10 protein-coding genes are annotated in these 15289 nt (G+C 68.0%); 9 read left to right on the top strand and 1 reads right to left on the bottom strand.

The genetic code is table 11. The annotated features are described in order from the left end of the window. The 7 genes from BJQ90_RS18370 to BJQ90_RS18340 all read left to right on the top strand — a co-directional run. Positions 1-404, top strand: a 404-nt coding sequence (locus tag BJQ90_RS18370; RefSeq protein ID WP_226761637.1) for a histidine phosphatase family protein, incomplete at its 5' end; no start/stop codon positions are given. A 591-nt stretch (positions 405-995) separates the two neighbouring features. Next, the gene (locus tag BJQ90_RS18365) at positions 996-1193 is read left to right on the top strand and encodes a hypothetical protein (RefSeq protein ID WP_226761636.1); all 198 of its coding nucleotides are present in this window, start codon (positions 996-998) and stop codon (positions 1191-1193) included. A gap of 184 nt (positions 1194-1377) precedes the next feature. Beyond that, complete coding sequence (locus BJQ90_RS18360; RefSeq protein WP_226761635.1) at positions 1378-2847, top strand: glycosyltransferase family 87 protein; 1470 nt, start codon at positions 1378-1380, stop codon at positions 2845-2847. Next, the gene (locus tag BJQ90_RS18355) at positions 2840-4279 is read left to right on the top strand and encodes a phytoene desaturase family protein (RefSeq protein ID WP_226761634.1); all 1440 of its coding nucleotides are present in this window, start codon (positions 2840-2842) and stop codon (positions 4277-4279) included. Before BJQ90_RS18360 ends, BJQ90_RS18355 begins: the two co-directional genes overlap by 8 nt. 69 nt (positions 4280-4348) lie before the next feature. Beyond that, a complete protein-coding gene (locus BJQ90_RS18350) occupies positions 4349-5725 on the top strand; it encodes a sensor histidine kinase (protein ID WP_226761633.1) in 1377 nt (458 codons plus the stop codon). 197 nt (positions 5726-5922) lie between these two features. Continuing rightward, positions 5923-7938: a penicillin-binding transpeptidase domain-containing protein gene (locus BJQ90_RS18345; RefSeq protein ID WP_226761632.1), complete on the top strand. Its 2016-nt coding sequence runs from the start codon at positions 5923-5925 to the stop codon at positions 7936-7938. 44 nt (positions 7939-7982) lie between these two features. After that, entirely contained in the window at positions 7983-9665 is a 1683-nt protein-coding gene (locus BJQ90_RS18340; RefSeq protein WP_226761631.1) for an ABC-F family ATP-binding cassette domain-containing protein, read from the top strand. A gap of 117 nt (positions 9666-9782) precedes the next feature. Here BJQ90_RS18340 and BJQ90_RS18335 read toward each other — a convergent pair whose 3' ends face one another. Beyond that, entirely contained in the window at positions 9783-10475 is a 693-nt protein-coding gene (locus tag BJQ90_RS18335; RefSeq protein ID WP_226761630.1) for a GntR family transcriptional regulator, read from the bottom strand. A 144-nt stretch (positions 10476-10619) separates the two neighbouring features. On the opposite strand from BJQ90_RS18335, the gene BJQ90_RS18330 reads away from it, so the two are divergent. Continuing rightward, positions 10620-12353, top strand: a complete 1734-nt coding sequence (locus BJQ90_RS18330) for an L-lactate permease (protein ID WP_226761629.1) — start codon at positions 10620-10622, stop codon at positions 12351-12353. After that, a complete protein-coding gene (locus BJQ90_RS18325) occupies positions 12353-15178 on the top strand; it encodes an FAD-binding and (Fe-S)-binding domain-containing protein (protein WP_226761628.1) in 2826 nt (941 codons plus the stop codon). Before BJQ90_RS18330 ends, BJQ90_RS18325 begins: the two co-directional genes overlap by 1 nt. Positions 15179-15289: the final 111 nt, after the last annotated feature.

Genomic DNA, 15289 nt, shown 5'->3' with positions numbered 1-15289 from the left:
CGTCTCCCCTGCGGCGGGCCCGCCGGACCGCCGAACTCGCCGGGTTCCCCGACGCCCAGCTGGAACCGCTCGCGGTGGAGTGGGACTACGGCGACTACGAGGGCATCAGCTCGGACCTTATCCGCAAGGACAACCCGGAGTACCTGATCTGGACCCACGGTGTGCCGAACGGTGAAGCCCTGGACGACGTCGCCGCGCGCGCGGACAAGATTGTGGCGCGGGTGCTCGAATCCGGCCTGGACAATGTGCTGATCGTGGCCCACGGACACTTCTCCCGGATCCTCACCGCCCGGTGGCTGGGGCTCGATCCCCACGAAGGCAGGCACTTCATTCTGGGAACGGCCAAAGTCTGCACGCTCGGCTGGGACAAGAAGACCCCGGCAGTGGTCCGCTGGGGCCTCTAAATACGGTTTAGAAATAACTTCAAGAAAGTTTATGAATTCGGTAGTCAAGTGCTGCATTCATGGTGTATTTTTATTTCTGACCCCAGAGCGTCCTGCCGGGGTCGAGGCGCGCGTCGCCCGGCCAGTCAGCCGGAGCCACGGCATAACAGAAAAGGAGGTTGGGAAAATGATTACTTTGACTAGCGGATGGATGTACTCCGTCACCGCCACCCCGGCCTCTGTCGCTGAACCGCGCCCGCATTTCGGCCCGACTGCCTCCTGACCCCTCCGCTCCCGGCCTGGTTTCCTTCACCTAGGGCCCGGAGCCGGGGCGATACCGGCGCTCCCGTTCCCGGGAATGCCGTGACAGCGGACTGACCCAGGCGGAATCCCGCGGGTACGCAGCATCCCTAAAGTTCGGAACCCAGCTTCCTGTTGGGGTTGCGGCCTTCCCGCGTCCAGGCGCCAGCCTTTCGCTTTCGCGAAATCATTTCCTTAGCGCCGGGTATTTCCACGCCCATTTACGGCCTTTTCTTCGCCAATTCACAGAGGCCTTAATTTGGCGCGCCCAATTACTCCACCCTTCCCGGCAATTCCAATGAAAGGTCCATCGTGACTACTGCCAGCACCGCCGTCCAACCACGCACCGCAAGCCACCGGCGGGAGGTGACCACCATGAAGCAGAAACTCCACAGGCTCCTGCGCCTCCAGTCGGCCCCCAGGCACACGACGCTGTTCAACGGACAGCTCCTCGACCAGAAGCGTGAAGACGTCCACCTTGTCATGTATCGGATCGGCCTCATCCGCTGACGCGGGTCCAGGCCGTCGAAGGAGCAACTGATGACTGACATCGGAACTGATCCCCAGGGAGCCCACGCGGCGATGCGTGGGCTCCCCCATTTAAGCAACCGGTTCTGCACCCGCGTTGAGACCCGCTGCGCCGGCCGCCCGGCGCAGCACGGCCAGCCGGAGAGGCCCCGGTAAGCTCAGGGACATGCAGGAGACAAAGCCGCCGGAGCACCGCAGACGTGTCCGACTGGTCATCCCGAGCCGCAGCGACCCCCTGCTGAGGAATTTCACCGAGTTGATTGGCGGACCAATGGGCCGCCGCTCAGCCCCCGGCATCGTTTCGCCAGGCTTTTTCACCGTGGAACGCGTCCTGATCCTGCTCACCGTCCTGGCAGCGGTCATCGGGATTGTCCTCAAGTCGTATTGCCGGATCAATGGCTGGGAAACCCCGGGCCAGTTCTACGCGACCTGCTATTCGGACTTTCCGGAGCTGTTCAAAAACCGCGGCCTCGGCGACGGCGCCTTCCCGTTCATCACCCAGGGGACGTTCTTTGAATATCCCGTCCTCATGGGGTTCATCGCCGGCGCCACGGCCCTGCTGGTTCCGGGCGAAGGCGTCACCCCCAGCCGGATTCTCGCCTACTTCGACATCAACGCCGCCCTGATCGCGGCCGTCTGGATCGTGACGGTACTCGCAACGGCACGAATGGCCCGCCGTCGGCCGTGGGACGCGGCCATGGTGGCGGTGGCCCCCGGCCTTATCCTGGCCGGCACCATCAACTGGGACATGTGGGCTGTTGGGCTGCTGGCCCTCGGCATGTACTGCTTCTCCCGGAACAAACTCGTCCTGGCCGGAATCTTTATTGGCCTGGGCACTGCGACCAAGCTCTACCCAGTGCTGATCCTTGGTGCGGTCCTGCTCCTGGCCCTGCGCACCGGGCGGATCCGGGCCATCCTGGTCACTGCCGCCGCCGCCGCCGTCGCGTGGCTTGCAGTCAACCTCCCGGTCGCCGCCGCCAATCCGGAGGGCTGGAGATACTTCTACCAGTTCACCGAAGACCGTCCCGCCGGCTACAGCTCGCCCTGGTTTGCCTACAACCTCGTCGCCGGCCGGCTGGGCTGGGTTTCCCTGCAGCCGGAGTCGATCAACACCCTGGCCTTGAACCTCTTTCTGCTGGCGTGTGTGCTCATCGGGGTGCTGGCCCTGGCCGCGCCCCGGCGGCCCCGACTCGCGCAGCTGGTCTTCCTGATCGTGGCCGCGTTTATCCTGACGAACAAGGTCTACTCGCCGCAGTTCGTCATCTGGCTCATCCCGCTCCTGGCCCTGGCCCGGCCGCGCTGGCGGGACTTTCTGATCTGGCAGACGTTCGAGGGGCTGCACTGGGCGGCTGTCTGGTTGTACCTTGGGCAGGTGACGAGCGGCGGCGTGTCCCAGCACAATATTGATATGCCGTACTACGTCCTCGCCGTGGTGTTCCATATGCTGGCCACCGCCTACCTGATGGCGCGGGTGGCCTGGGACGTCTGGGACCCCAGCTACGACGTGGTCCGCCGGTACGGGATGGATGATCCGCAGGGCGGCCCGTTCGAGGGTATTCCGGATTGGTTGCGGGTTGACCCGCTGCACCCTTCGGATTCCATTTTGCCGTGGCGGAAGGCGGCCCGGCATGCCTGATGTCGCCGTTGTTGGATCAGGACCGAACGGCCTCGCCGCGGCGGTGACCATGGCCCGCGCAGGACTGAAGGTGCACGTCTACGAGGCGGCGCCGACCCCTGGCGGCGGCCTGCGGACAGCGGAACTCATCGAGCCCGGGCACTTTCATGATGTCTGCTCGGCGGTGCACCCGATGGCCCTTGCCTCGCCGTTTTTCCGGCAGTTCCAGCTGTCGGCGCGGATCCGGCTCGAGGTTCCCGAGCTCTCGTACGGCACGCCGCTCGACGGCGGCCGGGCGGCGCTGGCGTACCGCTCCCTGGAGCGGACGGTGGCCGGTCTGGGGCGTGACGGCGCCGCATTCGGGCGGCTGATGGCCCCGCTCGTGCAGCGGGCGGAGGGAATCACGGACCTGACGCTGAATCAGCTCCTGCGGATACCGGGGGACCCGGTGGCGGCCGCCCTGTTTGGCGCCCGGGTCCTGGAGCAGGGCTCACCCCTGTGGGGCATGCGGTTCCGGGAGGATCTTGCACCCGCGCTGCTGACCGGTACCGCGGCGCATGCGGTGTCGCAGCTTCCGGCCCCCGCTGCGGCCGGAGCGGGCCTCATGCTGGGGACCCTGGCCCACACGGTCGGCTGGCCCGTCCCGGTGGGCGGCTCCGCGGCGATCGCGCAGGCCATGGTGGCGGACATCGAAGCTCACGGCGGGGCGGTGGAAACCGGGGCGGGAATCGGATCCCTCGCGGAGCTGCCCCCGGTCCGGGCCACGCTGCTGGATGTGGCACCCCCCGGACTGCTCCGGCTTGCTGACGGCAGGCTCCCGGAGCGGTACCGCCACGCCCTTGAGTCCTTCAGGTTCGGAAACGCGGCCTGCAAGATCGACTTCATCCTCTCCGGCCCGGTCCCCTGGGCGGCCCCGGGCCTGGCCGATGCCGGCACGGTCCACGTGGGCGGCAGCCGTGCGGAGATGGCCGAGGCGGAAAACCTCGTCGCCGCGGGGCGGCATCCGGACCGGCCCTATGTCCTGGTCTCGCAGCCCTCGCGCTTCGACGCCGGACGGGCCCCCGGGGGCCGGCACATCCTGTGGAGCTACTGCCACGTACCCGCAGGCTCCACCGTGGACATGGCCGAGGCCGTCATCGCCCAGTTGGAGCGCTTCGCCCCCGGATTCCGCGACCTTATCCTCGGCCATCACGTCACGACGGCGGCTGGACTGGGCGTGTACAACGAGAACTACGTCGGCGGAGATTTCAGCGCCGGCCTGATGGACCTCCGCGGGATCATCCGGCGCCCCGTCCTGGGCCCAGTCCCTTGGCGGACTCCGCTGCGCGGCGTGTACCTGTGTTCCTCCTCGACCCCGCCCGGTCCCGGGGTGACCGGGATGCCCGGATTCCACGCCGCAAAATATGCCCTGAAGGACATATTTGGCCTTGCGGTGCCGCCCCTCGGGATCTAGGACGCCCAGCGGACCTCGGAACGCAGGGCCTGGACCGGATTCTGCCCCGCGCGGCGCTACGCTGAAGCCATGGACGGCAAGGCCAGCAGCACGCCGGCAGGCCCGGCAGCCACGCCGCAGGCCGCGGTGATTCTGCGCGTCCTGCGTGTTTGCCTGCACAGCGGCTTCGCCGTGCTGCTGTTCGTCGCCGTTGGGCGGCTGATGGGAACGGGACTCCAGGGCACGGACTGGTTTGCCCTGGGCCTCGCGCTCATACTCGCCGCCCTCTACCTGCTGGGCACCGTCCTGGAGAAACGCCACTCCGCGGATCCGTCCCGGTTCGACCCGCGGCCGTATTCGCACCTGTGGCTGGGTGCTGTCTGCCTGCTCTGGGTGCTGTTGATCTCGGTCAGCGCCGACTTCGTCTGGCTGGCCTTCCCGCTCTTCTTCCTGCAATTGCACGTGCTGGCACTGCGGCTGGCGCTGCCGGCGATCGCCCTGAGCACCATTCTGGTCATCATGGCGCTGTGGTTCCACAACGCCGGAGCCGACGGGGGCGCCCTGCAGCTGCCCATGGTGCTGGGACCGGCGTTCGGGGCAGCCTTTGCCGTGGTCACCGGGCTGGGCTACCGGGCGCTCTACCTGGAAGCGGAAAACCAGCGGTCGGCCGCCGAGGAGCTGCGCCGCACCCGCGCCGAACTCGCCCGCAGCCAGCGCGACGCCGGCACGCTGGCCGAGCGCGCCAGGCTCGCCCGCGAAATCCACGACACGCTTGCCCAAGGCTTTTCCAGCATCCTGCTCATGGGCCGTGCGGCGGAAAAGTCGCTCGACGACGGGGACTCGGCCACCGCCCGGGACCGGCTCCGGACGGTGCAGCAGACGGCCTCGGCCAACCTGGCCGAGGCGCGCAACTTTGTCCGCGGCCTTCAGCCACCCGCTTTAGCGGAGAACCCGGCAGAAAACCTGGCGGGGAACCCGGCAGAAAACCCGGCAGAAAACCTGGCGGGGAACCCGCCGGAGGATCCCCTCGTGAACAGCCTGCGCCGGCTCTGCGACAAGACGGAAACCGAGGCGGCCGCCCGCGGCACCCGGCTGCGCTGCCGCTTCGACCTTGAGGGAACCCCGATGGAACTGCCCAACCTGTACCGCACCACCCTGCTCCGGGCGGCGCAGGCCAGCCTCGCGAACGTCTGGGTGCACGCCAGGGCGGGCACCGCCGTCGTGACCCTGTCTTTCCTGGGCAGCGAGGTGGCGATGGATATCTACGACGACGGCGCAGGCTTCGATCCCGCCGAGGCTACGGACCCCGTACGGCGCCCCGACGGCTCGGGCTACGGGCTGAAGTCACTCCAGGAGCGCGTGACGGCACTGCAAGGCAGCCTCGATATCGAGTCCGCGCCCGGCGAAGGAACGGTGGTGGCCATCCGGCTGCCCCTCTCGGATTTCCCGGCCAGGAACGAACAGTGAACGATATCCGCGTCCTGCTGGTCGGCAAGTTCCACGCGGACAACCGCACCGCCGCGATCCCCGTGGCCGCGCAGCGGAGGATCATCCGGCGTTTCTAAGCAACCCGACGGGGACGTAGGGCCGGGCAGGAGGGGCCGGGGCACTGGCGGGCGATGTGTGACAAGGAAAATCTCCGCGGCACAGGGCATAATGGCGCGGTGGGGAACATATCAAAACTTTCATCTGTCCTTATTGGTCTCATTCTGGGCGCCTCGTTGGTGGCCTGCGACGACGGCCGCGCCGGCGCTCAGGACGCGGCGAAGCAGCTTGCTTCCGCTGTCGCAGCGCTTGACGTCGGCCCCGTCGCTTTCGAAGGCAAGGACTCCGGTGCGGCCACTGAACAGCTCCGGCAGGTGTTCAAGGCACTGGACCCGGTCAAGCCAACGGTGGACAGCGGCGAGTTGACGCTGGACTCCGGTACGGCCACTGTCCCGCTGGACTACAGCTGGAAGATCGGCTCCGGAGAGTGGAAGTACAGCACTTCCGCCCAGTTCAAGAAGTCTGACGGCAAGTGGCTCGCCGTCTGGAGCCCTGGTCTGCTGGCGCCCGGGCTGGCCGAGGGTGAAATCCTGGGCACCTTGTCCCAGTCCCCGGCGCGGGCGGAAATCCTGGGCGCCGGAGACGCCAAGCTGGTCACCTACCGGCCGGTCGTGAACGTCGGCATCGACAAACCCCGGCTGGCCTCGTCCGATCCGGCCGCATCCGCCACCCAGCTTGCCCAGCTGGTGGGCGTGGACCCCGCGGCCTACGCCCAGCAGGTCCAGGCGGCCGGCCCCGAGGCTTTCGTTAACGCCATCACCCTGCGCGAGGACGGCCGGACCATCACCGATGACCAGATCGGCGCGATTCCCGGCGCCCGCGCCATCCCCGATTCCCTGCCCCTGTCGCCCTCCCGCACCTTCGCCCGCGCCCTGCTGGGCACCGCAGCCGAGGCGAATGCCGAACAAATCGAGAAATCGAACGGGACGCTCAAAACCGGGGACACCACAGGCACCGGAGGCCTGCAGCAGCAATACGACGCGCAACTGCGCGGCAGCGACGGGATCCAGGTCTTTGCCGAAAAGGCAGGCCTCACGCGCGAGGAACGGCAGACCTTGCTCAACGGCGGCCGCCGGGCCCTCTTCCAGGTCGAAATCAAGGTGGGAACGCCGCTGAAGACGACCCTGGATCCCAGACTCCAGCAGCTGGCCGAGGACATCCTGGGAAAGGTGGGACCGGCGTCGGCCATCGTGGCGCTCCGCCCCTCCAGTGGCGCCGTCCTCGCCGCCGCATCCGGACCGGGCAGCAACGGCTATGACACCGCCATGCTGGGCCAGTACGCCCCCGGTTCCATCTTCAAGATCGTGGACTCCCTGGCCATGATCCGCAACGGCATGACCCCCGAGTCCACCGTGGAGTGCCCCGCTACTCTGTCCGTCGACGGCCGGACCTTCAAGAACGCGGAAGGCTACCCGGCCTCCTCACTGGGCTCCGTGACCTTGCGCGATGCCTTCGCGCACTCCTGCAACACGGCGTTCATCAACGCCCGCGACACGGTCAGCCAGGCCCAGCTGGAAGCCGCAGCCACCTCCCTCGGCGTCGCGGTGGAAGCCCCCTCGCTTGGAGCGTCCGCCTTCCTGGGCTCCGTTCCGGGCGATGCCGCGGGGACCGAGCACGCGGCCTCGATGATCGGCCAGGGGAGGGTGCTGTTGTCCCCGCTGTCCGCCGCGGTCATGGCGGGCTCCGTCGGCAAGGGCGCCCCGGTGGCCGCCCAGCTGGTGTTGAATCCAAACGAGGGCGTTACCTCGCCGGGCGCCGGAAGCCCCGGCGCCACCGGAACATCCGGCACGTCTCAGGCTGTCCCGCCGTCCGGTGACACGACGGCGTCGGCCCCGCCGGCACCCGCGCCATCCGCCGCGGCGCCCGTAGCGGCAGCGGAGGCCGCCGCACTGGCGGACATGATGCGTGCCGTCGTGACCAGCGGGCATGCCGGGTTCCTGGCATCCGTTCCGGGCGCCCCCGTCGGCGCCAAGACCGGAACCGCGGAGTTCGGTTCCGACAACCCGCCCAAGACCCACGCCTGGATCGTGGCGGTTCACGGGGACCTCGCCGTCGCCGTGTTCGTCGAGGAAGGAGGGCTCGGCGCCACCGTCTCCGGGCCGCTCCTGAAGGAGTTCCTCACCGCTGCGGGCTGAGGTCCGCTGACCGACTGCGGCAGCGTCCGTGGGAGGATGGAGGGGTGGCTCATATTGACGTTTCCAACATCGATTACTTCCTCTCCGACGGCACCCAGCTGCTCAACGGGGTGACCTTCAAGGTCCCGGACGGGACCAAAACGGCCCTGATCGGCCCCAACGGAACCGGCAAGACGACGCTGTTCCGGATCATCTCCGGCGATCTCATCGCCGATGAAGGCGTGATCGGACGTTCCGGCAACATGGGCATCATGCGCCAGTTCGTGGGCCAGGTCCGTGACGAATCCACTGTCCGTGACCTGCTCGTCTCCGCCGCACCGCCCGCGCTGGCGGCTGCTGCCCGCACCGTGGACGAAGCGGAACTGGCGATGATGGAACACGACGACGAGCCCACCCAGATGAAGTACGCCCAGGCGATCGTGGACTGGGGGGATGCCGGCGGCTACGACGTCGAGACCGTCTGGGACGAGGTCTGCATGGCGGCCCTGGGCCTGCCCTTTGACCGCGCGCAGCACCGCCCGGCGTCGAGCCTCTCCGGCGGTGAGCAGAAACGCCTGGTGCTCGAGGCGCTCTTCGCCGGCCCCGACGAGCTGCTGCTGCTCGACGAGCCGGACAACTACCTCGACGTCCCGGGCAAGCGCTGGCTTGAGGCCAAACTCAATGAGTCGAAAAAGACAGTGTTCTTCATCAGCCACGACCGAGAGCTGCTGAACAACGCCGCGGGCCGCATCGTGACCCTCGAACCGGGGATCAACGGCGCCGGCGCCTGGATCCATGGCGGCGGCTTCGGTTCCTATGTGGACGCCCGCGCGGACCGGAACGCGCGCTTCGAGGAGCTCCGGAAGCGCTGGGACGAGGAGCACGTGAAGCTCAAGGAACTCGTCAACATGTACAAGAACAAGGCCGCGTTCCGCTCGGACATGGCCAACCGGTACCACGCCGCGCAGACCCGGCTGGCGAAATTCCTCGAAGCCGGCCCGCCCGAGGCGCTGCCGATCGAGCAGAACGTGCAGATGCGGCTCAAGGGCGGCCGGACCGCCAAGCGTGCCGTCGTCGCCGAGCGACTGGAACTCACCGGGCTGATGAAGCCGTTCTCCACCGAGGTCTGGTTCGGCGACCGCGTGGGCGTGCTCGGCTCGAACGGCTCCGGCAAGAGCCACTTCCTGCGCCTGCTCGCCACCGGAGGCACCGACCCGGAACGGGAGCACCTGCCGGTGTCCGACGTCGACATCGCCGAAGTCCCGCACGAGGGCACGGTGAAACTCGGCGCCCGGATCCGGCCCGGCTTCTTCGCGCAGACCCACGTCCGGCCCGACCTGCTGGGCAAAACGCTGCTGGAAATCCTGCACCGCGGCGACGAACACCGCTCCGGGATGGGGCGTGAGGCGGCGGCCGGTGCCCTGGACGGGTACGGTCTGGCCCCGCAGTCGGAGCAGAAGTATGAATCCCTCTCCGGCGGGCAGCAGGCCCGGTTCCAGATCCTGCTGCTGCAGCTCTCGGGTGCCACCCTGCTGCTGCTCGATGAGCCCACGGACAACCTGGACCTGCACTCCGCCGAGGCGCTGGAACGCGCCATCGACCACTTCGAGGGAACCGTCCTGGCCGTGACGCACGACCGCTGGTTCGCCCGGACCTTCGACCGTTTCCTCGTTTTTGGCTCCGACGGCAAGGTCTACGAATCAGCCGAGCCGGTCTGGGACGAAAAGCGCGTCGAGCGCGCCCGCTAACCAACGCCCCCGCCAGCCACCAGCAACGCCAGCCACCAGCAACGCGGGGTCACTTAGCGCCCATTCCCGAGGGGTTTATGGGCGCCAAGTGACCCCGCGTTGGGGTGGTGGGGTGGGTTACTGCGGGAGCAGGCCGGACGGCTGTTCGGCCTCCGGACCGGGGGTTCCGCCCATAGCGGCGACCAGCCGTTCCCGGGCACGGCCGAGGTGCTCGTCGAGCAGCCCGGCTGCTTCCTCGCCCTGGCCGGCCTCGATGAGTTCGAGGATCTTCTGGTGTTCGGCCTGGATCAACGCCGTGTCCAGGAGCTGCAGGGACTGGACCCGGACCATGCACAACCGCACTTCACCCACGAGCGAGCGGTACATCCGGCTGATCCGTTCATTGCCGACGGCGTCGATCAGGCTGGTGTGGAACCGCATGTCCGGTTCGACGACGTCGAGCGGAGCGCCGGTCTGCAGCGCCGCAATGTCGCGGTTGGCCTGCACCGCCGCTTCGGGCACGTCCCCGGTGCGGGCGAGCCGGCGGAGCACTTCGCTTTCCAGATAGGCGCGGGCGAGATAGATATCCCGCACGGAGTCCGGGCCGAGTTCGACCACCCGTGCGGTTTTGTGGGTCCCCCGGTCCAGCAGGCCCTCTGCGACGAGCTTCTCGATCGAGGCCTTTGCTGTCGGCCGGGCCACGTCATAGGTGGAGGCGACCTGTGATTCCGTCAGGGACTCCCCGGACCCAAGCTCGCCGGCAAAAATCCGGGTGCGCAGATCCGCAGCGACCGCTTCCACAATCGAGACTGCTGCAATTCGGCCAGCCACCGGAGCTCCCTTCCCGCGAAAATTTCTTGCTTTCCATCCAATCCTGCCAGACAAGACAACAAGTCTCTCTTGACCATCATGTGTACTTGTTAGACAATCATAGGGCGCCACGGTGTTGTGACGCCTAACACAATCTGGAGACACATGTTTCAGCAGATCCTCGACCCCATTGCCGGGTCCCTGATGATTTCAGCCCTCTGCGCGGCGCTTCCCCTTATCCTGCTCTTCGTCCTACTGGGCGTCTTCAAGGTCAAGGCCCCCAAGGCGGCCCTCGCCAGCCTGGCCCTGTCCCTCGTGCTGGCCACCGTCGGCTGGCAGATGCCGGTGAACCAGGCCCTGAGCGCCACCGCGGCCGGCATCTTCTACGGCCTGTTCCCCATCCTGTGGATCCTGGTCAACGCGCTGTGGATCTACCGGCTCACCGTGGCCACACCCTGGTTCGAAGTGCTGGGACGCACCATCCGTTCCATCTCGAACGACCTGAGGATCCTGTCCATCCTGATCGCCTTCTGCTTCGGCGCCCTGCTGGAATCCCTGGCCGGATTCGGCGCCCCGGTGGCGATCTCCGCCGCGATGCTGATGGCTGCCGGCATGAAGCCGCTGAAGTCCGCTGTGGTCTCGCTGCTGGCAAACACCGCTCCCGTGGCCTTCGGCGCGATGGCCGCGCCCATCATCGCCCTGAACGGTGTCACCGGCCTGCCGCTGCATGACCTGTCCTCGATGGCCGGGCGCCAGACGCCGTTCATCGCCCTGATCGTTCCCCTGCTGCTGGTGTTCATCGTCGACGGCCGGCGCGGCGTGAAGCAGACCTGGCCCGTGGCCCTCGTGGCCGGTGCCGCGTTCGGCGTGGCCCAGTTCGTCACGTCCAACTTCTTCGCCGTGGAACTCACCGATGTTGTCGCCGCCGTCGTGACGGTGGCCGCGGTGCTGCTGATGCTGAAGGTGTGGCAGCCGAAGGAAATCGTCGGCATGGAGGGTGCCGTTGAGGGCGCTCCGGACGCCGCGCACGCCGCCGCCGCCGTCGCGGCAGGCAGCGCAGCCCGTGTCGGCGGATCGGCCGACGAGACCCCCGCCCGCCGCTCTTCGTCAGGGTCTGCGGCAGGCACCACGGTGCCGACCGACAATTCCCGGCCCGAACCCCGGCAGATCTGGATGGCGATCGCCCCCTACCTCATCATCATCGCGGTGTTCTCCGTGGCCCAGATCCCGGCCGTCAAGACGTGGCTTGGCCAGGTCGGCAGCGTGACCTTCGCCTGGCCCGGCCTGGACATCACCGATGCGGCCGGCAAGCCGGTTGCCGCCACCAAGTTCAAGCTCGACCACCTCAAGGCGACCGGCACCCTGCTGCTGTTTTCCGGGCTGATCACCATGGCGCTTTACAAGATCACGGCTTCACAGGCCCTCCGCATCTACCGGGACACCGTGGTCCAGCTGCGCTGGACGATTGTCACCGTCACCGCCGTCCTCGGGCTGTCCTTCGTGATGAACCTGTCCGGCCAGACCACCACGCTGGGCGTCGCGCTGGCTTCCGCGGGCGGCTTCTTCGCCATCCTCTCGCCGCTGATCGGATGGATCGGCGTCGCACTCACCGGTTCCGACACGTCCTCCAACTCCCTGTTCGGCCAGCTGCAGGCCACCGCCGCGGTCCAGACCGGCCTGTCGCCGGTGCTGATGGCCGCCGCCAACTCATCCGCCGGAGTGATGGGCAAGATGCTGTCGCTGCAGAACCTGGCCGTTGCCGCCGCCGCCGTGGGCCTTGACGGCGCGGAGGGAACCCTGTTCCGGAAGCTGATCGGCTGGAGCCTCGGCCTGCTGGCGATCATCACCGTGCTGATCTTCCTGCAGTCCACCCCCGTCCTCGGCTGGATGGTTCCCTGATGGCGCCCCTGGACCTGGCGGGCCTGCGCTCGGCGGTGCAGGATCCCGCCCAGGTGAAGACCCGGGCGATCGACCTGCACGCCAACGCCCATGATGCCTCGCACTTCCTGCTGATCCCGCAGGCTGTCGTCACGGCCGGGAGCGCCGCCGAAGTCGGGGGGCTGCTGCGCGCCAGCGCCGCCCAGGGCGTGCCGCTGACCTTCCGCTCCGGCGGGACCAGCCTGAGCGGGCAGGCGGTCACCGACGGTGTCCTCGTGGACGTGCGCCGCAACTTCAGGGACATCGAGGTGCTCGACGGCGGCGCGCGGGTCCGCGTCCAGCCCGGCGTCACCGTGCGGGCGCTGAATGCGAGACTTGCCCGCTACGGCCGGAAATTCGGCCCTGATCCGGCGAGCGAGGCGGCGTGCACGATCGGCGGGGTCGTCGCCAACAACTCCTCCGGCATGAACTGCGGCACCGTGGACAACACCTACCAAACCCTGGAATCCCTGACGGTGGTGCTGCCCTCCGGCACCGTGATCGACACCGGTGTACCCGACGCCGACCGGAAACTCCGTGCCCTCGAGCCGGAACTCTACGCAGGCCTGGCCCGGCTGGCGGAGCGCGTCCGGAACAATGCGGACTCCGTGCGCCGGATCCGGCAGCAGTTCTCGATGAAGAACACCATGGGCTACGGCCTGAACTCGCTGCTTGATTTCCAGAGCCCGGTGGACATCATGGCCCACCTGATCGTTGGCAGCGAAGGCACCCTCGGCTTCGTGGCCGAGGCGGTCTTCCGCACCATCCCGCGGCTCCCGCACGCCGCCGCAGGCCTGCTGGTGTTCCCGGATCTCGAGGCCGCCAACGCAGCCCTGCCGGCCCTCGTCGGGACCGGGGCAGCCACCGTTGAGCTGATGGATGCCCTGTCCCTCAAGGTGGGCCAGACACTCAAGGGAACTCCCGCCGTCGTGCAGGACCTGGCAGTTCGGGACCATGCCGCCCTGCTCGTGGAGTACTCCGCCGGCAGCGCCGCGCAACTGGCGGACCTCCAGCGCCACGGCGAGGGCATCCTCCCTGGCCTCGGGCTGTCCGCCCCTGCCCGGTTCACCGGCGACTCCCGGGAACGCGGCCAGCTCTGGCAGTTGCGCAAGGGGCTCTACGCCTCGGTCGCCGGAGCGCGCCCCCAGGGCACCACCGCGCTGCTGGAAGACATTGTGGTCCCGGTCCCCGTGCTGGGGCGTACCTGCCGGGAACTGATCCGGCTCTTCGACAAATACAGCTACAGCAACAGCGTGATCTTCGGCCACGCCAAGGACGGAAACGTCCACTTTATGCTCACTGACGGTTTCGCCTCCGCGGCCGAACTGGACCGCTACGGAGCCTTCACCGAAGACATGGTGGACCTGGTCCTGGCCGAGGGCGGCTCGCTGAAGGCGGAGCATGGGACCGGACGCGTCATGGCCCCCTTCGTCCGCCGGCAATACGGCGACGAGCTCTACGACGTCATGCGCACCATCAAGCAGCTCTTCGACCCCGCCGCCATGCTCAACCCGGGCGTGCTGATGGATGAGGACCCGCTGGCGCATCTGCGGCACATCAAGACGGCGCCGCCCGTCGCGGAGGAAGTGGACCGCTGCGTCTCGTGTGGCTACTGCGAGCCGGTGTGCCCCAGCAAGGACATCACCCTGACGCCGCGGCAGCGCATCGTCACCCTGCGCGCCATCGAGTCCGCACGGCTGGCCGGGGACACTGCGCTGGTCAAGGAGCTGGAAAAGGACTACGAGTACGAGTCCGTGGACACCTGCGCCGTGGACGGGATGTGCCAGACCGCCTGCCCGGTGGACATCAACACCGGATCCCTCATCAAGAGCCTCCGGAAGGCCGACTCCGGTCCGCTCGCCAACGGCGCCTGGGACGCCGCCGCCAGGCACTGGGACGGCGTCACCCGCGGCGCGTCCCTGGCGCTGACGGTCGTCAACAAGCTCCCGGCCGCCGCCATCGCACCGCCCAACAAGGCAGCGCGGGCAGTGCTCGGGAAAGACACCGTGCCGCTGTATTCGGCCGAACTGCCGGGCGGCGGTTCGGTGCGGAAGCGTCCGGCACCGGCGGGCGAGGCTGACGCCGTCTACTTCCCCGCGTGTGTCGGCACCATGTTCGGACCCGCAGGAGCAGGTCCGGACGCAGAAGGACTCGGCGTCCAGTACAGCTTCGAACAGCTCTGTGCCCGGGCCGGGCTCACCCTTCTGGTGCCGGCCGGGATCGACGGCCTGTGCTGCGGCACGCCCTGGTCCTCCAAGGGGATGGCAGCAGGCCAAACAACGATGCGGGAGAAGACCCTCGTCGTCCTCCGGGAAGCAACCCGGGACGGCGAACTCGCGATCGTGTGCGACGCTTCCTCCTGCACCGAGGGCCTGCGCCAGGCCGTGGAATCGGAGGTACCCGCGGCAGGGCAGCGAGCCCTGCGCATGGTGGACGCCGTGGACTTCGCCGCTGAACAGATCCTGCCCAGGTTGCCCGACCACGGGAAACTGGAGTCCCTGGCACTGCACCCCACCTGTTCGTCCACCCGGATGGGACTCAACGACGCGCTGGGTGCCGTCGCCGGGGCCGTGGCCGAGCGGGTTGAGATCCCGGAAAACTGGGGCTGCTGCGCGTTCGCCGGCGACCGGGGCATGCTGCACCCCGAACTGACGGAATCGGCGACCGCGAAACAGGCTGCGGAAGTAGTGGAAATGGGCGCCGCCGCCCACGCCTCGTGCAACCGCACCTGCGAACTGGGCATGACGCGGGCCACGGGCGCCCAGTACCGGCACGTGCTGGAGCTGCTGGAGGAGCTCACCCGCTAATCCCAGCAACGCGGGGTCACATCGCGCCCGTCCGGAGGTTCAGGATGGGCCCGATGTGACCCCGCGTTGCTGTCTGCCCTGCCGCCGGACCACGTTTTGCGCAGATAATGA

It is taken from the genome of Arthrobacter sp. SO3 (assembly GCF_020532825.1).
In the GTDB taxonomy this organism is placed as follows: Bacteria; Actinomycetota; Actinomycetes; order Actinomycetales; family Micrococcaceae; genus Arthrobacter.
The sequence above is the reverse complement of the archived record's forward strand: the minus strand, read 5'-3'. Positions and strand labels throughout refer to the sequence as shown.